This is a genomic window from Pseudomonas sp. NFPP28 (genome assembly GCF_900115535.1).
Classification (GTDB): Bacteria; Pseudomonadota; Gammaproteobacteria; order Pseudomonadales; family Pseudomonadaceae; genus Aquipseudomonas; species Aquipseudomonas extremorientalis.
On record NZ_FOWT01000006.1, the window covers coordinates 262623 to 283177 of the forward strand.

19 protein-coding genes and 1 pseudogene are annotated in these 20555 nt (G+C 59.7%); 8 read left to right on the forward strand and 12 right to left on the reverse strand.

The window, feature by feature from the left end; genetic code table 11:
• Positions 1 to 17: 17 nt before the first annotated feature.
• A complete protein-coding gene (locus tag BM110_RS17640; RefSeq protein ID WP_027605509.1) occupies positions 18 to 1541 on the reverse strand; it encodes a fumarate hydratase in 1524 nt (507 codons plus the stop codon).
• Between the two features lie 216 nt (positions 1542 to 1757).
• Here BM110_RS17640 and BM110_RS17645 point away from each other — a divergent pair, with 216 nt between their 5' ends.
• Together BM110_RS17645 and BM110_RS17650 are read left to right on the forward strand one after the other, a co-directional pair.
• Positions 1758 to 2690 carry an iron-sulfur-binding ferredoxin reductase gene (locus tag BM110_RS17645; protein ID WP_093513905.1) on the forward strand — a complete coding sequence of 311 codons (933 nt, stop codon included), beginning with the start codon at positions 1758 to 1760 and terminating at the stop codon, positions 2688 to 2690.
• Positions 2691 to 2720: 30 nt separating this feature from the next.
• Positions 2721 to 3470 carry an enoyl-CoA hydratase gene (locus BM110_RS17650; RefSeq protein WP_092246834.1) on the forward strand — a complete coding sequence of 250 codons (750 nt, stop codon included), beginning with the start codon at positions 2721 to 2723 and terminating at the stop codon, positions 3468 to 3470.
• A gap of 161 nt (positions 3471 to 3631) precedes the next feature.
• Here BM110_RS17650 and pyk read toward each other — a convergent pair whose 3' ends face one another.
• Entirely contained in the window at positions 3632 to 5083 is a 1452-nt protein-coding gene (gene pyk / locus BM110_RS17655; protein WP_071496512.1) for a pyruvate kinase, read from the reverse strand.
• Between the two features lie 173 nt (positions 5084 to 5256).
• Between pyk and BM110_RS17660 the strand changes: the two genes are divergently transcribed.
• Together BM110_RS17660 and BM110_RS17665 are read left to right on the forward strand one after the other, a co-directional pair.
• The gene (locus tag BM110_RS17660; protein WP_092246837.1) at positions 5257 to 5631 is read left to right on the forward strand and encodes a tetratricopeptide repeat protein; all 375 of its coding nucleotides are present in this window, start codon (positions 5257 to 5259) and stop codon (positions 5629 to 5631) included.
• Positions 5632 to 5855: 224 nt separating this feature from the next.
• A complete protein-coding gene (locus BM110_RS17665; RefSeq protein ID WP_071489334.1) occupies positions 5856 to 6215 on the forward strand; it encodes a PilZ domain-containing protein in 360 nt (119 codons plus the stop codon).
• A gap of 76 nt (positions 6216 to 6291) precedes the next feature.
• Here BM110_RS17665 and BM110_RS17670 read toward each other — a convergent pair whose 3' ends face one another.
• Genes BM110_RS17670 through BM110_RS17695 form a run of 6 tightly spaced genes read right to left on the reverse strand, consistent with a single transcriptional unit; the run spans position 6292 to position 12974 of the window.
• On the reverse strand, positions 6292 to 7623 hold the full coding sequence (locus tag BM110_RS17670; RefSeq protein ID WP_092246840.1) for a DUF58 domain-containing protein: 1332 nt from the start codon (positions 7621 to 7623) through the stop codon (positions 6292 to 6294).
• Positions 7624 to 7630: 7 nt separating this feature from the next.
• The gene (locus tag BM110_RS17675) at positions 7631 to 8626 is read right to left on the reverse strand and encodes an AAA family ATPase (protein WP_071489518.1); all 996 of its coding nucleotides are present in this window, start codon (positions 8624 to 8626) and stop codon (positions 7631 to 7633) included.
• On the reverse strand, positions 8623 to 9792 hold the full coding sequence (locus tag BM110_RS17680; RefSeq protein ID WP_093513906.1) for a DUF4350 domain-containing protein: 1170 nt from the start codon (positions 9790 to 9792) through the stop codon (positions 8623 to 8625). The genes BM110_RS17675 and BM110_RS17680 overlap by 4 nt, the downstream gene beginning before the upstream one ends.
• The gene (locus BM110_RS17685; protein WP_093513907.1) at positions 9789 to 11318 is read right to left on the reverse strand and encodes a DUF4129 domain-containing protein; all 1530 of its coding nucleotides are present in this window, start codon (positions 11316 to 11318) and stop codon (positions 9789 to 9791) included. Before BM110_RS17685 ends, BM110_RS17680 begins: the two co-directional genes overlap by 4 nt.
• Positions 11305 to 12285 (reverse strand): stage II sporulation protein M, encoded by a 981-nt coding sequence (locus tag BM110_RS17690; RefSeq protein WP_093513908.1) that lies wholly within the window; start codon positions 12283 to 12285, stop codon positions 11305 to 11307. Before BM110_RS17690 ends, BM110_RS17685 begins: the two co-directional genes overlap by 14 nt.
• Positions 12282 to 12974 (reverse strand): RDD family protein, encoded by a 693-nt coding sequence (locus BM110_RS17695; protein ID WP_092246852.1) that lies wholly within the window; start codon positions 12972 to 12974, stop codon positions 12282 to 12284. The genes BM110_RS17690 and BM110_RS17695 overlap by 4 nt, the downstream gene beginning before the upstream one ends.
• A 167-nt stretch (positions 12975 to 13141) precedes the next feature.
• Between BM110_RS17695 and sbcB the strand changes: the two genes are divergently transcribed.
• Positions 13142 to 14569: an exodeoxyribonuclease I gene (gene sbcB, locus BM110_RS17700; protein WP_092246855.1), complete on the forward strand. Its 1428-nt coding sequence runs from the start codon at positions 13142 to 13144 to the stop codon at positions 14567 to 14569.
• A gap of 88 nt (positions 14570 to 14657) precedes the next feature.
• Here sbcB and mvaT read toward each other — a convergent pair whose 3' ends face one another.
• A complete protein-coding gene (mvaT, locus tag BM110_RS17705; protein ID WP_016970296.1) occupies positions 14658 to 15032 on the reverse strand; it encodes a histone-like nucleoid-structuring protein MvaT in 375 nt (124 codons plus the stop codon).
• Between the two features lie 351 nt (positions 15033 to 15383).
• On the opposite strand from mvaT, the gene purU reads away from it, so the two are divergent.
• Positions 15384 to 16232 (forward strand): formyltetrahydrofolate deformylase, encoded by an 849-nt coding sequence (gene purU, locus BM110_RS17710; protein WP_071489376.1) that lies wholly within the window; start codon positions 15384 to 15386, stop codon positions 16230 to 16232.
• A gap of 86 nt (positions 16233 to 16318) precedes the next feature.
• On the forward strand, positions 16319 to 16489 hold the full coding sequence (locus tag BM110_RS29610) for a hypothetical protein (RefSeq protein ID WP_165447918.1): 171 nt from the start codon (positions 16319 to 16321) through the stop codon (positions 16487 to 16489).
• On the opposite strand, the gene BM110_RS30215 is transcribed toward BM110_RS29610, so the two are convergent.
• Both BM110_RS30215 and BM110_RS30220 read right to left on the reverse strand, forming a co-directional pair.
• Positions 16490 to 17254 carry a methyl-accepting chemotaxis protein gene (locus tag BM110_RS30215; protein WP_371914386.1) on the reverse strand — a complete coding sequence of 255 codons (765 nt, stop codon included), beginning with the start codon at positions 17252 to 17254 and terminating at the stop codon, positions 16490 to 16492. It lies immediately after the preceding gene.
• 93 nt (positions 17255 to 17347) lie between these two features.
• Positions 17348 to 18379, reverse strand: a pseudogene (locus tag BM110_RS30220) (cache domain-containing protein); the annotation flags it as partial.
• Between the two features lie 204 nt (positions 18380 to 18583).
• Between BM110_RS30220 and BM110_RS17720 the strand changes: the two are divergent.
• The gene (locus tag BM110_RS17720; protein ID WP_093513954.1) at positions 18584 to 20062 is read left to right on the forward strand and encodes a helicase HerA-like domain-containing protein; all 1479 of its coding nucleotides are present in this window, start codon (positions 18584 to 18586) and stop codon (positions 20060 to 20062) included.
• A gap of 4 nt (positions 20063 to 20066) precedes the next feature.
• Here the strand turns inward: BM110_RS17720 and BM110_RS17725 are convergent, their stop codons facing one another.
• Positions 20067 to 20522, reverse strand: a complete 456-nt coding sequence (locus BM110_RS17725) for a DUF721 domain-containing protein (RefSeq protein ID WP_071489378.1) — start codon at positions 20520 to 20522, stop codon at positions 20067 to 20069.
• Positions 20523 to 20555: the final 33 nt, after the last annotated feature.

A 20555-nucleotide genomic window follows, 5' to 3' on the forward strand; every position in this document is an offset into this window, starting at 1 on the left:
GTTTGGAGGGGAAGCGCTTACTGCACTTCTACCGCCAGGCTTTCACTGATCTTTTTCTGCCAGATGGCAGGACCGGTGATGTGCACGGACTCGCCCTTGCTGTCGACAGCAACGGTGACCGGCATGTCTTTCACGTCGAACTCGTAGATCGCTTCCATGCCCAGTTCGGCAAACGCGACAACACGCGACTTCTTGATGGCTTGCGCCACCAGGTAAGCAGCGCCGCCGACGGCCATCAGGTACACGGCCTTGTGGTCCTTGATCGCTTCGATCGCAGTCGGGCCGCGTTCGGATTTGCCGATCATGCCCAGCAGGCCGGTTTGTTCGAGGATCTGGCGAGTGAACTTGTCCATCCGCGTAGCGGTGGTCGGGCCTGCCGGGCCAACCACTTCTTCGCGCACCGGATCAACCGGCCCGACGTAGTAGATGAAGCGACCTTTCAGGTCCACCGGCAGGCTTTCGCCCTTGTTCAACATCTCGACCATGCGTTTGTGCGCGGCGTCGCGACCGGTGAGCATCTTGCCGTTGAGCAACACGGTTTCGCCTGGTTTCCAGCTCTGCACTTCTTCCGGGGTCAGGGTGTCGAGGTTGACGCGACGGGCCGACGGGCCGGCTTCCCAGACGATTTCCGGGTAGGCATCCAACGGTGGCGCTTCCAGCGACGCCGGGCCCGAACCGTCGAGCACGAAGTGTGCGTGGCGGGTGGCGGCGCAGTTGGGGATCATGCACACCGGCAGGGACGCGGCGTGGGTCGGGTAGTCCATGATCTTCACGTCGAGCACGGTGGTCAGGCCACCCAGGCCCTGGGCGCCGATGCCCAGTTGGTTGACCTTCTCGAACAGCTCCAGACGCATTTCTTCGATACGGTTCTGCGGGCCGCGCTTTTTCAACTCGTGGATGTCGATGGATTCCATCAACACTTCCTTGGCCATCACCGCAGCTTTCTCGGCGGTGCCGCCGATGCCGATACCCAGCATGCCCGGTGGGCACCAGCCGGCGCCCATGGTCGGAACGGTCTTGAGCACCCAGTCGACGATCGAGTCGGACGGGTTGAGCATGGCCATTTTCGACTTGTTCTCGGAGCCGCCGCCCTTGGCCGCCACGTCCACTTCCACAGTGTTACCCGGGACGATGGAGTAGTGGATGACCGCCGGGGTGTTGTCCTTGGTGTTTTTGCGCGCGCCTGCCGGGTCGGCGAGGATGGATGCACGCAGGACGTTTTCCGGCAGGTTGTAGGCGCGACGCACGCCTTCGTTGATCATGTCGTCCAGGCCCATGGTGGCGCCATCCCAACGCACGTCCATGCCCACGCGCACGAACACGGTGACGATACCGGTGTCCTGGCAGATCGGACGATGGCCGGTGGCGCACATGCGCGAATTGATCAGGATCTGGGCGATGGAATCACGGGCTGCTGGCGATTCTTCGCGCAGGTAGGCTTCGTGCATGGCCTGGATGAAATCAACGGGGTGGTAGTAGGAAATGAATTGCAGGGCGTCGGCAACGCTCTGAATCAGGTCGTCTTGCTTGATCACGGTCATGAGTCGCGCTCCTCTATAAGGGAACATTCAATAAAGGTGGGCCCAGTGTTGCATCGGTCGGCTGAGGCCACCTTTCCAAGGCACGCCAAAGTGGTGCAGGCGCGACGCTAAAAAGGCGCGGCAGTATAACCCGGCGCGGTGGCCGATACACCCGACTATGGTCAAACTGTCGCAGGCATGATTCCCTGTGCGCGCCCCTTGTGATTGAGTCCTTATATGCCTGAACTGTACGTCGGCGAACACCATTGGTCGGTAGCCCCCGGCAGCAACCTGCTGGATGCCTTGAACCTGGCGGGTGTGGCCGTGCCCTACAGTTGCCGCGCCGGCAGTTGCCATGCCTGCCTGGTGCGGTGCCAGGGCCAGGTCGAAGACAAGCAGCCCGAGGCCTTGAGCCCGGCGCAGCGCCAGGACGGCTGGCGGTTGGCCTGCCAGTGTCAGGTCAGCGGCGACCTGCGGGTCGAAACGTTTGACCCGACGCGTGACGGCTTGCCGGCCCAGGTGGTGGGTGTCGATTGGCTGAACCCGAACGTGCTGCGCCTGCGCCTGCAACCAGAGCGAGGTTTGCGTTACCGGGCTGGGCAGCACCTGGTGTTGTGGGCCGGGCAAGTGGCGCGACCTTATTCCCTGGCGAGCTTGCCCCAGGAAGATCCATTCCTGGAGTTTCATCTCGATTGTCGCCTGCCCGGCGAATTCAGCGATCTTGCCCGGCAGTTGCAGGTGGGTGATCGACTGCGCCTGGGGGATTTGCGCGGCGGTGCGCTGCAATATGATCCGGACTGGCAAACACGGCCATTGTGGCTGCTGGCATCCGGGACTGGGTTGGGGCCCCTGTGGGGTGTGTTGCGTGAGGCGCTGCGCCAGGATCACCAGGGCGCCATCCGCGTCATTCACCTGGCCCATGATGCCGAAGGCCATTATCTGGCCGAGCCCTTGGCTGCGCTGGCTGCACAGCATCCCAACCTGTCGGTGGAACTGTGGACGGCGGCGCAGGTGGCCCAGGCATTGGCGCAACTGCGGCTTGTTTCGCGGCAAACGCTGGCCTTACTCTGCGGGCACCCGGCCAGCGTCGAGGCGTTTTCCAGGCGCCTGTTCCTGGCGGGATTGCCGCGTAATCAGCTGCTGGCCGATGTGTTCTTGCCCCGCGGTTGAGCGCTGAATGTTCCAGCCGCGAGATTTGCCATGACCGATGCCATCCAACAGTTGCGCGAACGCGGGGCGTTGATCCTGCAGTTCAATCGTCCCGACAAGAAGAACGCTCTGACCCGCGCCATGTACACGCAATTGGCCAATGCACTGGAGCACGCCGACGCGGATGCCGATATCCGCTGCGTGCTGATCCAGGGCAGCAGCGAGTGCTTCACGGCCGGCAACGACATCGGTGATTTTCTCGAACAGCCGCCCAGCGACCTCGACAGCCCACCGTTTCACTTCATGAAAAGCCTGCTCAACTGTCGAAAACCCGTAATTGCTGCGGTGGCGGGGTCTGCGGTGGGTATTGGTACAACCCTGCTACTGCATTGCGACCTGGTGTACATCAGCCGCGATGCGCGTTTGCGCATGCCGTTCGTCAACCTGGGGTTGTGCCCGGAGTTTGGCTCGAGCCTGATCTTGCCAAGGTTGCTGGGGCACGCAAAGGCCGCCGAATTGTTGCTGTTGGGTGAGGGATTTACCGGCGAACAGGCAGTGGCGTGGGGGCTTGCCACTGAAGCGCTGGGCAACGGCGAGGCGGCGCTGGCCAAGGCGCGGGAAGTGGCCGAACGGTTTGAGACCCTGGCGTCGGGTGCGGTGCAGGTGACCAAGCAGCTCATGAAAAGTGTGGATCGCGAGCAGTTGCGCCAGGTGATCGAGGAGGAGGGTGCCTTGTTCACCCAGCGGTTGAAGTCGCCGGAGGCGATTGCGGCGCTGTCAGCGTTTATCACCCGGCGATGAATGTGTGGTGGTTGATCGGGCTTCATCGGGGGCAAGCCCCCTCCCACCTTTGGTCGGCGGCGCGGTCAAGATGAGGTGCTTTGGCATCAAACAACCGCTTCCCTGAAATGCAAAAAGCCCCGCCATTTTCATGGCGGGGCTTTTGTTTGTCAGCGTGTCACTCAGACCTGAGGGTCGCCCACGTGCAGGATCTTCATGCCATTGGTGCCACCGGTGGTGTGGTAGCTGTCGCCTTTGGTCAGGATGACCCAGTCGCCTTGCTCCACGACGCCGCGCTTGACCAACTCGTCGATTGCCTTCTGGCTGACTTCGTTCGGTGCCAGTGAAGCCGGATCAAACGGAACGGTGTACACGCCACGGAACAGCGCCGCGCGGGCCTGGGCTTCACGGTGCGGTGTGAACGCGTAGATCGGCACCGAGGAGCGGATGCGCGACATGATCAACGGCGTGTAGCCACTTTCGGTCAAGGCGATGATCGCTTTAACGCCCGGGAAGTGGTTGGCGGTGTACATGGCGGCCAGGGCGATGCTCTGGTCACAGCTTTCGAACTCTTTGCCAATACGGTGGCTGGAGGTCTTGCTGGTCGGGTGCTTTTCGGCGCCGAGGCAGATACGTGCCATTGCCTGAACGGCTTCCAGCGGATACGGGCCGGCGGCGCTTTCAGCCGAGAGCATCACGGCGTCGGTGTAGTCGAGCACGGCGTTGGCCACGTCGGACACTTCGGCACGGGTCGGCATCGGATTCTGGATCATCGATTCCATCATCTGGGTCGCCACGATCACCGCTTTGTTGTGGCGGCGTGCGTGCAGGATGATCTTTTTCTGGATACCGATCAGCTCGGCGTCACCGATTTCCACGCCCAGGTCGCCACGGGCAACCATCACCGCGTCGGAAGCCTTGATCAGGCCGTCGAGGGTTTCGTCGTCGGCCACGGCTTCGGCGCGTTCGATCTTCGCCACCAGCCAGGCGGTGCCGCCGGCTTCGTCGCGCAGTTTGCGAGCGTATTCCATGTCGGCGGCATCGCGCGGGAAGGACACGGCGAGGTAGTCCACTTCCATTTCGGCGGCGAGCTTGATGTCAGCCTTGTCTTTTTCAGTCAGGGCCGGTGCCGTCAAGCCACCGCCACGACGGTTGATGCCTTTGTGGTCGGACAGCGGGCCGCCGATGGTCACGGTGCAGATCAACTCGGTGCCGGTGGCGGTGTCGACGCGCATGACCACGCGGCCATCGTCCAGCAGCAGTTCGTCACCGACGCCGCAGTCCTTGACCAGGTCCGGGTAGTCAATACCCACGACTTGCTGGTTGCCTTCGGTCAGCGGGTGGCTGGTGGAGAAGGTGAAGGTGTCGCCGATTTTCAGCTCGATCCGCTTGTTGGCGAACTTGGCGATACGGATTTTCGGGCCTTGCAGGTCACCCAGCAGTGCCACGAAGCGGCCGTGTTTGGCAGCCAGGTCACGCACCAGCTTGGCGCGAGCCTTGTGCTCGTCCGGGGTGCCGTGGGAGAAGTTCAGACGGGCAACGTCCAAACCAGCCAGAATCAGCTGTTCGAGGACTTCCGGCGAGTTGCTGGCCGGGCCAAGGGTGGCGACGATTTTGGTACGACGGACGGACATGCACAGACTCCTGAGTTCAAGCGCTGAGGAAGGCTACTATGCTCTTTCGTTGTAGTCATTGTTCGTTTGCACTACTTATCGACGATTGCCTTGTTTTCGCTGCGGCTGAATACGAACATCCTTGAAGATTTTTAACGAGGGGTCGATACACTGCACAAGACAGGAGAACCCTCATGCGAATTTTGCTCATTGCTGCCCTGGCCGTCAGTGTTATCGGCTGCACCCGTTGGTCGATGGACCACCATTTGAACAATGCCTACCGCGCCTACAAGGTCGGCGATTGCGAGCGTGTCACCCTGGAGTTGTCCCAGGTCGACCGTGAAAGCCGCACGCGCCGCTATGTGCAACCGGAGGTATCGATGTTGCGCGGGCAATGCCTTGAACGGCAGAAACTGTTCGTCGATGCGGTGCAGACCTATCAATTCATCATCAATCAGTACCCGTCGAGTGAGTACGCCTATCGTGCTCGTGCGAGGCTCGATACCTTGCAGCAGTTGGGGCATTACCGCGGTGCAAGTGTCGCCCAGCCGCGTCCCGCTTCATTGTGATGATAATCGCCATTTCATAACTGGCCTGTTGCCAGTCTTGGGCTATCCTTTGAATGTTCGTTTGTACAAGTTTCTATGCAAACGAATGCGGGCCCGGACTCGGTAGCTGTTCTGGCGACGGACTATTGCCCGTTGTCTTACCGAGATCCATGGAGAGCGGGTTTTATTACTCGTTCCGAATCACTGGCACGGCCGCGTTATGGCCACTGGATGGCGATCTCACCATGTTTACCGACCGACGGATCGAGCGGCATCAGCTACCTTACTTCCTGCAAGTGTTTAACCGTCTCACCGACAAGCCCATCGGTTTTTTGGGCAATGTTTCGGAAGACGGGCTGATGTTGATCAGCCAATTGCCCATGATGGTCGACGTGGATTTCGAGCTGCGCTTGAAGATTCCGGAGGCTGACGGCACCTTTTATCCCATTGATCTCACGGCTACCTGCCTGTGGAGCCACGAAGATATCAACCCGCAGCATTACGATTCCGGGTTCAGTGTGCTGCAGGCCCCGGAGGAGTATGGGCAATTGATCAACGTCTTGTTGCATTACTTCAGTTTTGACCCCTTGCAGGCTTCGGCCTAGCTACAACGCACTGTCGACCCGGTTCAGAGGGATTTACCTCTGCCGTGGTCGAGTGTGGTTTTTCAGAACGCTTTTCTCAGAAAGCGCCGGCTTTCTTCCAGCCCAGGTAGCGTGTCACCAGTGCGGGGCCCAGCTCGGATGGCAAGGTGTCCAGGACGGATAAGCCATGTGCGGTCAGGCGGTCATGCAGCTCGTCCCGTGTGTTGAGGTAGTCGATGGTGCCGCTGTAGGCCAGGGCTTCGGGCAAGGTTTGCACGGGGGCTTGACGCAGTTGGTCGAGTACCTCCTCGCGCAAGCTGGCCACCAGCACCTTATGTTGACGACTGATGCGTTTGACGGCCGTCAACAGGGCTTCATCGTCCTCGTCCCGCAGGTTGCTCACCACAATGACCAAGGCTCGACGCTTCTGCCGGGCCAGCAGTTGGCTTGCCGCCGCCTGGTAATCGGCGGTCCGTCGGGTGGTGTCCAGGTCGTACACCGCATTGAGCAACAGGTTCAACTGGCTACTGCCCTTGACCGGCGCCAGGTAGCGCGATTGGTCACCGGCAAAGGTGCACAGCCCCACGGCATCGCCCTGGCGCAAGGCAACATAGCTGAGCAGCAGGCACGCATTGAGGGCGTGGTCAAAATGAGACAGTTCGTCATCCTGGCTTCGCATGCGCCGGCCGCAATCAAGCATGAATACTATCTGCTGGTCGCGCTCATCCTGGTATTCACGGGCGATGGGGGTGCGTTGTCGGGCGGTGGCTTTCCAGTCGATCTGTCGCAGGCTGTCGCCTTCGCGAAACTCACGTAGTTGATGAAATTCCAGCCCCAGACCGCGCCTTTGACGTTGACGAACGCCCAATTGGCTCAGCCAGTTGTCCACACCCAGCAGTTGGGCGCCGTAGAGCCGAGCGAAATCCGGGTAGACGCGGGTGGAGTCGCTCACTTCGATATGGCGTCGTGCCGCCCACAGCCCCATAGGGCTGGGTAGATGTATTTCGCAACGGCTGAAACTGAAATGCCCTCGCCGCAGGGGGCGAAGGCGGTAGCCCAGTTCGCTGCGTTCACCGGGATACAAGGTTATGGGTTGAGGCATGTTCTCCACGCTCAGCCCGTCGGGGGCATGATCGAATACCTGCACCGTCAGCGGCTGTGGGAAGTCGTGCTCCAGAGCCAGGCGGATTTCGCCCCAGCGTCCCAGCGCCAGGCTGCCGGGCATCTGCCGTTGTACATGCGGAGATGGGCGGCGATGCAATCGTACGGCGTCCAGCATGGCCAGCAGCAACAACGCCAGGAGTAACCCCCAGACGACTGAGTGCAAGGTGTCCGGTACTGTGAGCTGCAATGCTGCCGCAGTGCCCAGCAAAATGCCCAGACCCAGCAATGCGCCGAGCCAGTTCAACAGCAGACGGGTCGGCTTCATGGGCGAGTCACTGCCGGGGTGCCGGAATCTGATCCAACAACTGCCTGAGCACTTGGTCGACCTCCAGCCCATCGATATCCAGCTCTGGCGCGATACGTACGCGATGACGCAGTACTGCCAGGGCGCATCCCTTGATATCGTCCGGTGTTACAAATTCACCACCGCGCAACAAGGCGCGGGCACGGGCGCCGCGGACCAGGTCGATTGAGGCGCGCGGTCCGGCACCGATCGCCAGCCCTGGCCAGCTGCGTGTAGCGCGTGCCAGGCGCACGGCATAGTCGAGCACCTGTTCATCCAGGGCAAGGTCACTGGCAACCTGCTGCAGTTGCAGCACATCTTCGGCCTGCAATACGGTGCGCAATGGGTGTACAGCCAGCATGTCGGCCCGCGACGAGCGGGTGACTTCGCGCACCATCTCCAGTTCCTGCTGCGCGTCGGGGTAATCCATGCGCACCTTGAGCATGAATCGATCCAGTTCCGCCTCCGGCAGGGGGTATGTGCCTTCCTGTTCGATGGGATTCTGGGTCGCCAACACCATGAACGGTTGGCCGATGGGCAGCGCCTCGCCTTCGAGGGTCACCTGCCGTTCCTGCATGGCCTCGAGCAAGGCTGCCTGGGTCTTGGCTGGAGCACGGTTGATTTCATCGGCCAGCAACAAGTGGGTGAACACCGGCCCCTTGCGCAGCTTGAACTGTTCGGTATGCAGGTCATACACGGCGTGGCCTGTGACGTCGCTGGGCATCAGGTCCGGGGTGAACTGGATACGCGCGAAATCGCCCTCGAAGCAGCGTGCCAGGGCGCGCACCAGCAAGGTTTTGCCCAGCCCTGGCACGCCTTCGAGCAGCACGTGGCCACCGGCGATCAGTGCGGTCAGGACGTCTTCGATCACCGAATCCTGGCCAATCACTGCCTTGCGCAACTCAGTGCGCAGGGCTTGGGCTTGCCCACTGGCGCGTTGCAGGGCTTCACTGGTCAAGGCAGTGGTGCTTGGGAAATCACTCATAAGGCATTCCTGAGGGTTTGCAGGCACGCCACCTGTCGGCTGAAATCGGCGCTGGAAAGCCGTTTTGCCGGGAGTGGGCCAAGGGCCTGGTTGATGACGTGAGAGGGTTGGCGCGTCAGGTGTTCAAGCACGTGGCGCTGTTCTGCGTTGTCGAGGCGTTCAAAACCGGGGTGGCGGCGTCGGGCCGCACGCAAGATATCGCGTTGCAGGGCCTGCAGCAGGGTGCCCTGGCCGCTTCGCCGCAGCAGGAAATCGGCACTGGCTTTCAGGTGTTCCTGCAATTGGCGACGCGCGGGGGATGCAGGGGCCCGAATCGGGCCTTGACGCACGCCGGCCCGCCAAAGTCCCAAGGCGACGAGGGCAGTGAGTGCCACCAGGGCTTGGGGGAAATACCGCATCAGCAAGGTGAACAGGTCGTCGAAGTCGCTGGTGAACAGCAAAGTCACGGCGGTGCCCTGGTTCAGGTACCACAGCAGCCAGGCATTGTCGTGCTTGCCGATGTTCGGGGTTTTCCACAGGTCGCTGTCCGTGATCACTGTGACGCTGCCTTCCCCAAGGTCGAGCTGCATCAGGTGGCTGGCCCTTGCGCTGTTGGCGGAGAATTGAGCCAGGTGCTTGGGGTCGGTCAGGTTGAAATCTGTGTCGAAACTGAAATAAGCCGGTGCGGTTTCATTGTCGACATAGAGTTTGGTCAGGTCCCGGGCTTTCTTGCTTGAGGGCTTTTTGAGGGAAGTGGCAGGTTCTTCAGGTTCGTCACTCAGTGTCTGGTGAATCTGCAGGCGATCGAGCAGCAGGTCACCGCTTTTGCCAGTCTCTTCATCCCACAGCGCCTCGGCGACCAGCAACAGATGGCCGCCTGATCTGGCCCACTCCAGCAACTGTTCTACCTGGCGTGGCGACATATTACTGCGCTCGCCGAGCAGCAGTAGGCTGTTGCCCTTGGAGGGCAAGGTATCCAGCTGTTTCAGGTTATAGGCATGCTCTACGGTCAGGCCTTGTTGGCGCAGAAAGTGTTCGGCTGCCAGGTAAGGATTGGCCAGCGCCTCTGGCGAAGGACCACGATCTACCACTTCGTCATAGGGAGTCGCCTTGCTCCATGCGTAGTAACCGCCCGCGCCAAGCAGGCACGCCAGTAATAACCCCACCCATAGTAATGGCCGATTCATGGATTGCTCCCTGGGCTGAACAGGGCGCGCCAATCACTGCATAGTTTCTGCTGGGCAGGGAGCGGAGGCAGGCGGTGACCATAAGCGAGGTTTTGCCAATGACGGGTCAGTTCATCACTGAAGGCCAGCAGCTGTGGTTGCTGCAACTGGTGTACACGTGCCAGGACCTGGCCTTCGGTATCAGCGCCTTTCAATGGCAGGTTGAAATCATGCAATAACCGGCTGAGCAGGCCTCGATACAGCAGGGCGAGGGCTACCCTGGGTTGGGTGGCCCATAGCTGTTCGGCGGCGCCGGCAACGTCGTCGGGCAAGGTTTCGGTACCCAGTTCAAGACCGAACAATTGCGTGGGCAGGGGTTTGGCAACCTCTGTCTTACGCGGCCCGCGCCGGCTGACGAAGGTGTGCAACCAGTCTCGGTAACGCCACGCGAGCATGATCAGGCTGCCGATGAAAACGCCCCACAGTAGAACTTCCAAGCCTTGGGCGATGTGCTTGAAGGTATTGCTGTTGAGGTTGTCCAGCAGCGCCTTCAGCCAATCGGGAAGTCTGCCGTCACTGTGTGTTTTGTTTTTACCGGCTGGCTTTTCTTCGCCAAACCGATAACGGGTTACGGTTTCCGGGTTCTTGAAGGGCGGTTTGTCCAGCAGCGATTTGATGGATTGGCTCGCGCTCGGGGTACTCAGCGGTTTGGAGGGACTGGAAGCTTCGGCCATGACAGGAGGGCTGAGAGGCAGCAGCATCAGTCCGATCATCAATAACAACAGCGGGGCCACATTGCTCAGGCGCTGACGAAGGCGTCGGAAGACCAGCTCCAGGTCCCAGGCTTCCAATACGGTGCGACGATTAAGGTAGAGGCTGAAGCCGCAGGCGACATAGATGGGTTCCCAAAATATCAGCAGCAAGACATAGAATGCGTTGCCCAGGTGCTCCAGCCATAACCCTTCCGAACTTGTCGCCAATAACAGGCGCTGCCAGTCCCAATCCATCTCGAGGTTTTGTGGGATGAACAGATAGAACAGTGCCATGCAGCCGAACCACAGGCCTATTTCCAGGTGCATTCCGATGATGGTGAGCCAGCGCGCGGCTCCGGCATTGCGTTGCTGCAACACGCCCAGGCGTTTCTGGCGTGCCGGGCCGTCCAGGCCTTCGAGCTGGCTCACCGGCATTACAAAGCTGCGGCTCAGGCTCAGCCGTCGCCAGGTCAGGCTGGCCAGCAGTTGACCCTTGAGGAGGAGCGGCCACTGGCGCACAGCGTGCTTGATAGTGGGCGTTTCACCAAACAGGGCCTTGGACAAAATGTACAGCGGCAAGCGGTCGAAGGCCGGCTTGAGCCACCAGAACAGAAATATGGCGGTGGACGGATACTGCCACAGCAGGGCTGTAAGCAAGGCGAACACAGGTACGGTGACCAATGCCCAACTGCCCATCAATAGCACGCGATGCTCCCGTGCCATCAAGGCGCCAAGATCCATGGCTTCCCAGGCAGTACGCGGCCGTATGACCACGCTGGCATCAGTCAGGCGCATGGCGATTCCTTCCCGCAAAGCCCAGGTAAGTGCCCACCAGCAGCCACAGAACAGCGCCCACCAGGTATTTGACCCACGGGGTTATCACGGTGGTGGATGACCAATAAGCCTCGATGAGCGCTGCGATCAGCAGGAAAATCATGACACCGCAGAGCATTTGCACGCTCTTGCGTGCAGCCAGCCGCAATGATTCACCACGGGTCAATTGTCCCGGAGCGATCAGTGCCCACCCCAACTGCAAGCCTGCGGCCCCGGCGAGGGCGATCGCGGTCAGTTCGAATGCGCCATGGCCGATGACGAATGACCAGAAGGTCTGGCCATAGCCGATCTCGGTCAGGTGACCGGAGACCGCACCGATGATGAGGCCGTTGAAAACCAGAAAGAACACGCTGCCCAGACCGAACACTAAACCGGCGGCAAACGTCTGGAACGCGATACCGATGTTGTGCATCACGTAGTAGCCGAACATCATCCAGTCTTCGCTCGATGCACGCTCGGCGGCGCGGCCCAGGCGGCTGGCATCAGGGTCGTACATGCCCTGCATCTCGGCCACCTGTTGCGGGCTGACGATGCTGTAGATCAGGTCGGGAAACAGGTAGACCAGCAGGGCAATACCCACCAGGCTGCCAAAGAACAGCAGGCTGGCGATCAGCACAAACCGCCACTGCTCCCGTACCAGCCGAGGAAAATCAGCGAGTACAAAGCTCAGCGCATTCGCCGCCAGTTGGCTGCGATGACGGTAGAGTTGTTGGTGGCCGCGCAGGGCCAGTTGTTGCAATGGGTCTACCAGATAGCTGCTGTAGCCGCGTTCCTGGGCCAGGGCCAAATGCTGGCACAGGCGTCGATATTGATGAGGGAAATCGGCCACGTCACCGGCCTTGGCCTGGCCTTGCTCCAACTGTTTGAGCTGTTCGGCGAAGGCTTGCCATTGGCGCTGGTGACGGCTTTCGAAAAGGCTCTGTTTCATGCTGGCCCCAGCAGGCCACGGGCCACGCCATTGAGTTGTTCCGCAGCGCGGGCAGGGGATACCTGCAAGGGGGCGGCAAGAATCGAGGCCAATTCGTGAACGCGCTCGGTGGACAGTTCCCCCTGGCGTTCCGCGAAACCAAGGATCGCCCGTTGTTCGCTCAAATCCAGGGCGAAGGGCAGGCGCAGGGCCGTCGCTTGAGGAATCTGGGGGCGTACCAGCGGCTGTTCACGGTAGATCACCAGAGTGCCGGCGGCCAGGTCGCCCAGGCGCTTGAAATGGGGGTGCTGCAGGCAACTGATCGCGCCGAGGCAGTAGCCGAACGGCAGCATGTCGACAAACCGCAGCAGGTTGCGGATCAGTGATGCGGACCAGCCAATCGGAGTGCCGTCATCTTGTACGACACGCAACCCCATGACCTGCTTGCCGGGTGAGCAACCCTGGTTGAGCACCTCGAACAGCACCATGTACCACCAACTGATCAGGAACAGCAGCAGCGCTCCCAGGCCGATACCGACGTTGCCAAGCAAGGCCAATGGCACCAGCAGAACGCCCATGACCACCGCGCGTACGCCCAGGTCGAAGGCAAAGGCGAGCACGCGCGGCACCAGGCCGGCCGGGCGCAGGGGCAGGTCGATGCCCTCCGGGGTCTCGATCTGGTAGCGGGTGTCCAATGGGGCTGACGGCATCGCGATCCTTGGCAGTGCAGAGTGGCTGGAAGACACGGATGCTAGCAGTGTCGGGGATGGAAGCAACCACTCAAGATTTTGCTGGATGTTTGTACAGTATATTTGGTGCTGGTCGCGGACGCCTTCCAGCGCCTAGACTTTGTCGATCTTCAGTACAGGAACAGCCCGTGAACTCCATTTTCTGGTACGACTATGAAACCACCGGCATCAACCCGCGCAGCGATCGCCCTCTTCAGGTAGCCGGAATTCGTACCGACCTTGAACTCAACGAGATCGGCGCGCCGGTCAATCTCTATTGCCAGCCCAGCGACGATATCCTGCCGCACCCCATCGCCTGTGCGATCACTGGAATCACGCCCGCAATACTCGCGGAAAAAGGCTTGGCCGAGGCCGACTTCATGACTCGGGTGCACACTGAACTGGCCGTCCCGGGTACATGCGGCGCCGGTTACAACACGCTGCGGTTTGATGACGAGATGACGCGCTACAGCCTCTATCGAAATTTTTTCGACCCCTACGCACGAGAATGGCAGGGGGGTAACAGTCGCTGGGATTTGATCGACGTGGTTCGCACCGCCTACGCCCTGCGCCCGGAGGGCATCGAGTGGCCGCAGGAGGATGGGCGTGTCACGCTCAAGCTGGAGCGGCTGACCGAAGCCAATGGTATCGACCATGGCCAGGCACACGATGCGTTATCCGATGTGCGTGCCACGATTGCATTGGCTCGGCTGGTACGTGAGAAACAGCCCAAGTTGTATGAATGGCTGTTTCAACTGCGCAGCAAGCAACGGGTGATGGACCAGGTGCGTCTGCTGCAACCGATGGTGCATATTTCCGGGCGTTTCTCTGCCGAACGTCATTACCTGGGGGTGGTGCTGCCGCTTGCATGGCACCCGCGTAATCGCAATGCATTGATTGTCTGTGACCTCGGACTCGACCCGCAAGGGCTGCTGGACCTTGATGCCGATACCTTGCGCCAGCGTCTCTACACTCGCCGTGACGATCTGGCCGACGGTGAACTGCCGGTCCCCCTCAAATTGGTGCATATCAATCGCTGCCCCGTGGTGGCGCCCTTGAATGTGCTGCGCGCAGAAGATCGTGAGCGTCTGCACTTGGACATGAGTATTTATCAGGAGCGGGCGCTGCGGCTAACTGACGCACAGGAACTTTGGCGCGATAAGTTGGCGGCCATTTACGCGCACGAAGACTTCACGCCGAGTTCGGACCCTGAGCAACAGCTTTACGACGGTTTTATCGGAGACCGTGACCGGCGTTTATGTGAACAAGTCCGAACGGCTGAACCTGCGCAATTAGCGCGCCAGCAGTGGCCTTTTGATGACGAGCGTTTGCCTGAATTATTGTTCCGCTACCGAGCACGCAACTTCCCCGATACGTTGAACAGCGAGGAGCAACTGCGCTGGAAACTTTTCTGTCAGCAACGTTTGTCGAGCCCGGAATGGGGCGCACCGAATACCCTTGAGGCGTTTGAACAGGCTCGGCGTGAATTCGCTATAAGTGCTTCACCGTTGCAGTCCCAGGTGCTGGAGCAATGGCAGGAGTATGCGGACTCTCTAGCAACCAGAATGAATCTGTAGTCGGTTTTGCAGACTATGCAGACAATAAAAAACGCCAGCAAGCTGGCGTTTTTTATGTGTAACGGCTCAGGCGCAAGCCTGGTGAGGCTTAGCCCAGCAGGGTAGCCCAACCTTCAACTACGTCACCGCCCCACTTGGCTTTCCACTCTTTCAGCGTTTTGTGGTTGCCACCTTTGGTTTCAATCACTTCGCCGTTGTGCGGGTTTTTGTACTGTTTGACTTTGCGGGCACGCTTGGTACCGGTAGTTTTTACGGCGCCGCGTGGAGCCTTAACTTTCGACTCTGGATCCAGCAGCGCAATGATGTCACGCAGGGATTTGGAGTATTCACCCATCAGGGCGCGCAATTTACCTTCGAATTCCAGCTCGGTTTGCAGTTTGTCGTCTTGGGACAGGTTCTTCAAACGGGCTTGCAGCTCTTTGATAGCTTCTTCGGTGGCACGGTATTCGTTGATCAGAGACATGTGGACTACCTTATGTAGAGCGCTGATTGACAGGGATAGTGGCCCAATAATAGTCAGGCGGTTTGCCCAAGTAAACATTTAAGGTCGCATTTATGTGAATTACTTTGAATGTTTGTAGCAATGCTATGCATTCGAGTTAATTACCAGGGCGTAGACCCTAAGATAAATCTGCTTGAAAAGCGGGAGCAGCCGTGACGTGGCGCAACAGCCTCATATATGCAGTGGTAAAACCATAGGCTATTAAGGGACAAGGCTGTGGGCGGTGATCGGAATAAACGTTAACGAGTACTGCAGTTTTCCTGCGCAATCGCTAGAATGGCGACCTTTGCGAAGTTCTGGAGTTTTCCCCTAATGCGCACTTTTCGGCTGGTGATTGCTTGCCCGGACCGGGTCGGCATCGTTGCCAAAGTCAGTAACTTTCTGGCCTCCCACAACGGCTGGATCACCGAGGCGAGTCATCACTCGGACAATCTCAGCGGTTGGTTCTTCATGCGTCACGAGATTCGTGCCGATTCGCTGCCTTTTGGTCTTGATGCCTTCCGCGAAGCGTTTGCGCCGATCGCCGAAGAGTTTTCGATGACATGGCACATCACCGACACCGAGCAGAAAAAACGCGTGGTGTTGATGGCCAGCCGCGAATCCCACTGCCTGGCCGATTTGCTGCACCGCTGGCACAGTGATGAACTGGACTGCGAGATCGCTTGCGTGATTTCCAACCACGACGACCTGCGCAGCATGGTCGAGTGGCATGGCATTCCGTATTACCACGTGCCGGTCAACCCGCAGGACAAGGAGCCGGCGTTCGCCGAGGTTTCCCGCCTGGTCAAGCAGCACGAGGCTGACGTTGTGGTGCTGGCGCGCTACATGCAAATCCTGCCGCCGGAACTGTGCCGCGAATACGCCGGCAAGGTAATCAATATTCACCACAGCTTCCTGCCGTCGTTCGTAGGGGCCAAGCCGTACCATCAGGCTTCCCTGCGGGGCGTGAAGTTGATCGGCGCGACTTGCCATTACGTCACCGAGGAGCTGGACGCCGGCCCGATCATCGAGCAGGACGTGGTGCGTGTCAGCCACAGCGACAGCATTGAAGACATGGTGCGTTTCGGCCGTGACGTCGAGAAGATGGTCCTGGCCCGAGGCCTGCGCTACCACCTGGAAGACCGCGTGCTGGTGCACGGCAACAAGACAGTGGTGTTCTGACCGACCTGTTGTGATTGAAGAATGAAGGGCCTGGGCGTTAAATCGTTCCAGGCCTTTTTTCTTTGCGCGCCTTTGAGGATTGAGCGATGAGTGATCCGTTGGACAAAGCCACGTCAAAAGCCCCCGCTACGTTGGGGGAGGGGTGTTTGAGTCGATATGACCCGGATGACCTGGACAGCGAGGACGGCACCGAATTTCCCGGTGCCGCCGAGTTGTGGGAGCAGGAGCAGGCCAGGTCCGAGCCTGAGGACTGCTGATCAAATCCGGAAACTACCGACCAATTGCTTCAACCGTGTCGCTTGTTGCTCAAGGTCGGCACATGCTCGCAGCGTGGATTGCAAGTTTTCCACCCCTTCCTGATTGAGGGTGTTGATCTCGGTAATGTCCATGTTGATCGACTCCACCACTGAAGTCTGTTCCTCAGTCGCGGTGGCGACCGACTGGTTCATGCCGTCGATCTCGCCGATGCGCTGGGTCACGCTGTTCAGGCGTTCGCCGGCCAGGTTGGCGATGTCCACGCTGTCGAGGCTATGGCGCTGACTATCACTCATGGTACTGACCGAATCCCGGGCGCCGACTTGCAGTTCCTCGATCATCTTCTGCACTTGCTGCGCGGATTCCTGCGTGCGATGCGCCAGGTTGCGCACTTCATCGGCAACCACCGCAAACCCACGGCCCGCTTCCCCGGCACGTGCCGCTTCAATGGCAGCGTTTAACGCCAGCAGGTTGGTTTGCTGGGAAATACTGGTAATGACTTCGAGAATCTGGCCAATATTCACCGTCTTGCTGTTAAGCGCTTCGATATTGCTGCTGGAAGCGCTGATCATCGCTGACAGCTGATTCATCGCCTTGATATTGCGCTCGACCACTTGCTGGCCGTCCTCAGCCAGATGCCGCGCATCGCTGGCCTGATGGGACGCTTGCGCGGCATTGCGCGCAATTTCCTGGGCGGCTGCGCCCAATTCATTGATGGCGGCGGCGACACTGTTGGTACGGTTGGCCTGCTCGTCGGAGTTGACCATCGACGAGTTGGACGCGCTGACCACCCGCAGTGCTACCTCATTCACCTGTTCGGTGGCTGAGGACACCTCGCGGATCGACGTATGAATACGCTCCACGAAGCGGTTGAACGCGTTACCCAGTGTGCCGAACTCATCATGATTCTGGATGGTCAGACGACGGGTCAGGTCGCCTTCGCCATCGGCAATATCCTGCATGGCGCGGGTCATCACATGCAGCGGTTGCATCAATACGCGGATAAGCATGCCGAGCAGGGCAATGATGATCACCACGGCAATAACCGTGGCTATTACCGCCGAAGTGCGGAATTCGCTGAGCATGGCGAAGGATTTGTCTTTATCTACTGAAATACCGAGGTACCAGTTCACCGAGGGCAGGCCCTTGATCGGTGTAAAGGTCACGATGTTGTCCTTGCCGTTGACCTCGACTTCGCTGAAGTCAGGGCTGATCTTCGGTGTGTTTTTTGGATAAACGTCAGCCAGGGTTTTCATCACCAGGTTTTTGTCCGGGTGTACCAGTACCTTGCCATCGGCGCTGACCAGAAACGCATAGCCCATGCCGCCGAAGTCCAGCGCGCCAATGTTATCCACCAGGGTTTGCAGGCTCAGGTCGCCACCCACTACGCCGATGCTCTGAGCGCCTCGAGTGCTGGGGGTAGCCACGGAGATGATCAATTTGCCGGTGGCCGCATCGATATAGGGTTCGGTCAGGGTTGAGCCGTTGCTGCTTTGGGCGCCCTTGTACCAGGGCCGCACACGCGGGTCGAAACCATCCGGCATCTTGGTGTCGGGGCGGATGGTAAAGGCGCCCTGACTGTCGCCGACGTAGGTCGCCATAAATGAGGACGTCAGGGTTTTCTGTTCCAACAGGCCGGCAACCGCAGACGGCTCGGGGTTGATGGCGATGTTTTGTGCGGCGTTTTCCACCAGCGCAATACGCCCGCTAAGCCAGGTTTGAATGTTGCTGGCGGTGACGTCGCCCATTTCATGCAGGTAGTTGTTGAGGTCGTCGCGAATGGCGTTGCGTTGCAGGTAGTCGTTGTAGAGGGTAAACAGCGCGAAAGCCGCGATGACGATAAGGGAGGCTGCAAGCAGGATTTTGTGGCTGAAGCGCAGATTTTTATTCATGGCTTGTAGGGTCCGCTAAGGTCTTAATATCCAAGGCGCGTCCTTGTGGGATGCGCAAAATGACAGCGTCAAAAAAGGTGTGATACTTCTTGTAGTAGCTCTGGTGGTCCATGTAGGAACTATCTGACCTATTTTTAGACTTTGTGGGTCTCACATCTGCCTGTATCGACCTGGCGACACTAAAGATTAACCATGGGTGACGAAATGCCTGACTCCTCGCAACTGCTTATCGGTGCCGATCTTTCCGGCCAACCCATCGCCCAGGCCATGCGGTTGGCCAATCGCCACGGGTTGATCGCCGGTGCCACCGGCACGGGCAAGACCGTTACATTGCAATGCCTGGCGGAAGCCTTCAGTGACGCCGGCGTGGCGGTGTTTGCCGCGGACATCAAAGGGGACCTTTGCGGCCTGGGCGCCGCAGCGAACCCGCAAGGCAAGGTCGCCGAGCGCATCGCCAGCATGCCTTTCCTGAACTACACGGCCAAGGCTTATCCGGTCACGCTGTGGGATATCCACGGGCAGTCCGGTCATCCATTGCGCACCACCATCAGCGAGATGGGCCCGTTGTTGCTCGGTAGTCTCCTGGAGCTCACGGACAGCCAACAGTCGGCGCTTTACGCAGCGTTCAAGGTGGCGGATCGCGAAGGCTTGCTGTTGCTGGACCTCAAGGACCTCAAGGCGCTGCTTAACCACCTGCGCTATCACCCGGAATTACTGGGTGAAGACGCGGCGCTGATGACCACCGGATCCAGCCAGGCCCTCTTGCGGCGCCTGGCGGTGCTGGAGCAACAGGGCGCTGAAGCCTTGTTTGGCGAACCGGCCCTGCAGTTGGAAGACATCCTGCAACCCACCAGCGATGGGCGCGGGCGCATCCATCTGCTGGACGCCAGCCGCCTGGTGCACGAGGCGCCGAAGGTGTATGCGACGTTCCTGCTGTGGCTGTTGGCGGAGCTATTCGAGCAACTGCCCGAGCGTGGCGATGCAGACAAGCCGCTGCTTGCACTGTTTTTTGATGAAGCTCATTTGTTGTTCGCCGATACGCCCAAGGCCTTGCAGGAGCGCCTGGAACAGGTGGTGCGGCTGATTCGCTCCAAAGGCGTCGGTGTGTATTTCGTCACTCAATCGCCAGGCGACCTGCCGGACAGCGTGTTGGCCCAACTCGGCCTGCGCATCCAGCATGGCTTGCGGGCGTTCACCACCAAGGAACAGAAATCCCTGCGCGCCGTAGCGGATGGGTTTCGGCCAAACCCTGCATTTGATGCCTTGTCGGTATTGACGGAACTGGGCACAGGTGAGGCCTTGGTGGGCACCTTGCAGGAAAAAGGCACGCCGGAAGTCGTCCAGCGCGTTTTGGTGGCACCGCCGCAATCACGGATAGGGCCGCTCAGCGAAGCCGAACGCGCCGCGTTGGTAGCCAGCTCGCCGCTGCAGGGGCGTTATGACAAGCCGATCGACCGGGAGTCCGCTTACGAAGTGCTGATGTCACGCAAGGCGCTTGGCCCGACCGAAGAAACCAGGCCGACCAACGACGAGCCGAGCTTCACCGACAGGGCCGGTGCATTTCTGGGCACCACGGCAGGCAAGGCGTTGAAATCGGCGATGCAGCAGGCCGCCAATCAGATGGGACGGCAACTGGTGCGTGGTTTGTTGGGATCGTTGCTAGGCGGCAGCAAGCGCAAATAGAGATTCAGGGTTTGGGCCTGGCGTGGGCTGCCAGCCGCTCAAGTGCAGCGCGCAAGGCGGGGTTGCTGATCCCGTCGGCTGTTGCCTGAATGGTTTCGGCGGCATTCGTCGACAGGTCGTGAGTATGCTCCACCACGGCAGGCAGGGTGGTGGGCGGTTGTACCTTGAACTGGATGCGCGTCAGGCCGGCGAATTCATCAAAGGCCATCAATTGACGTTGCAGGCGTTTTTGCTGATAACGCAGACGTGTCGCCCAATGACCATCTGTGACAATTAGCAGCAGGTTGCCTTCGCGCCAGGACGCTACGCGGCAGTGTTCGCGCGCGGCCGGTTGCAGCTGGCTTTCAAGCAGGCGTTGCAGGCGGCCCAGGCGTTGCGCATGGCCGAAGATGGCTTTCAGCGGCTTGGCATCACGAAGCAACACCGCAGGCGCGCGGGCTGGTGAGGGGCGAAATGCCATTATTGGACACCTTAAGTAACAGAGCTGCCATCG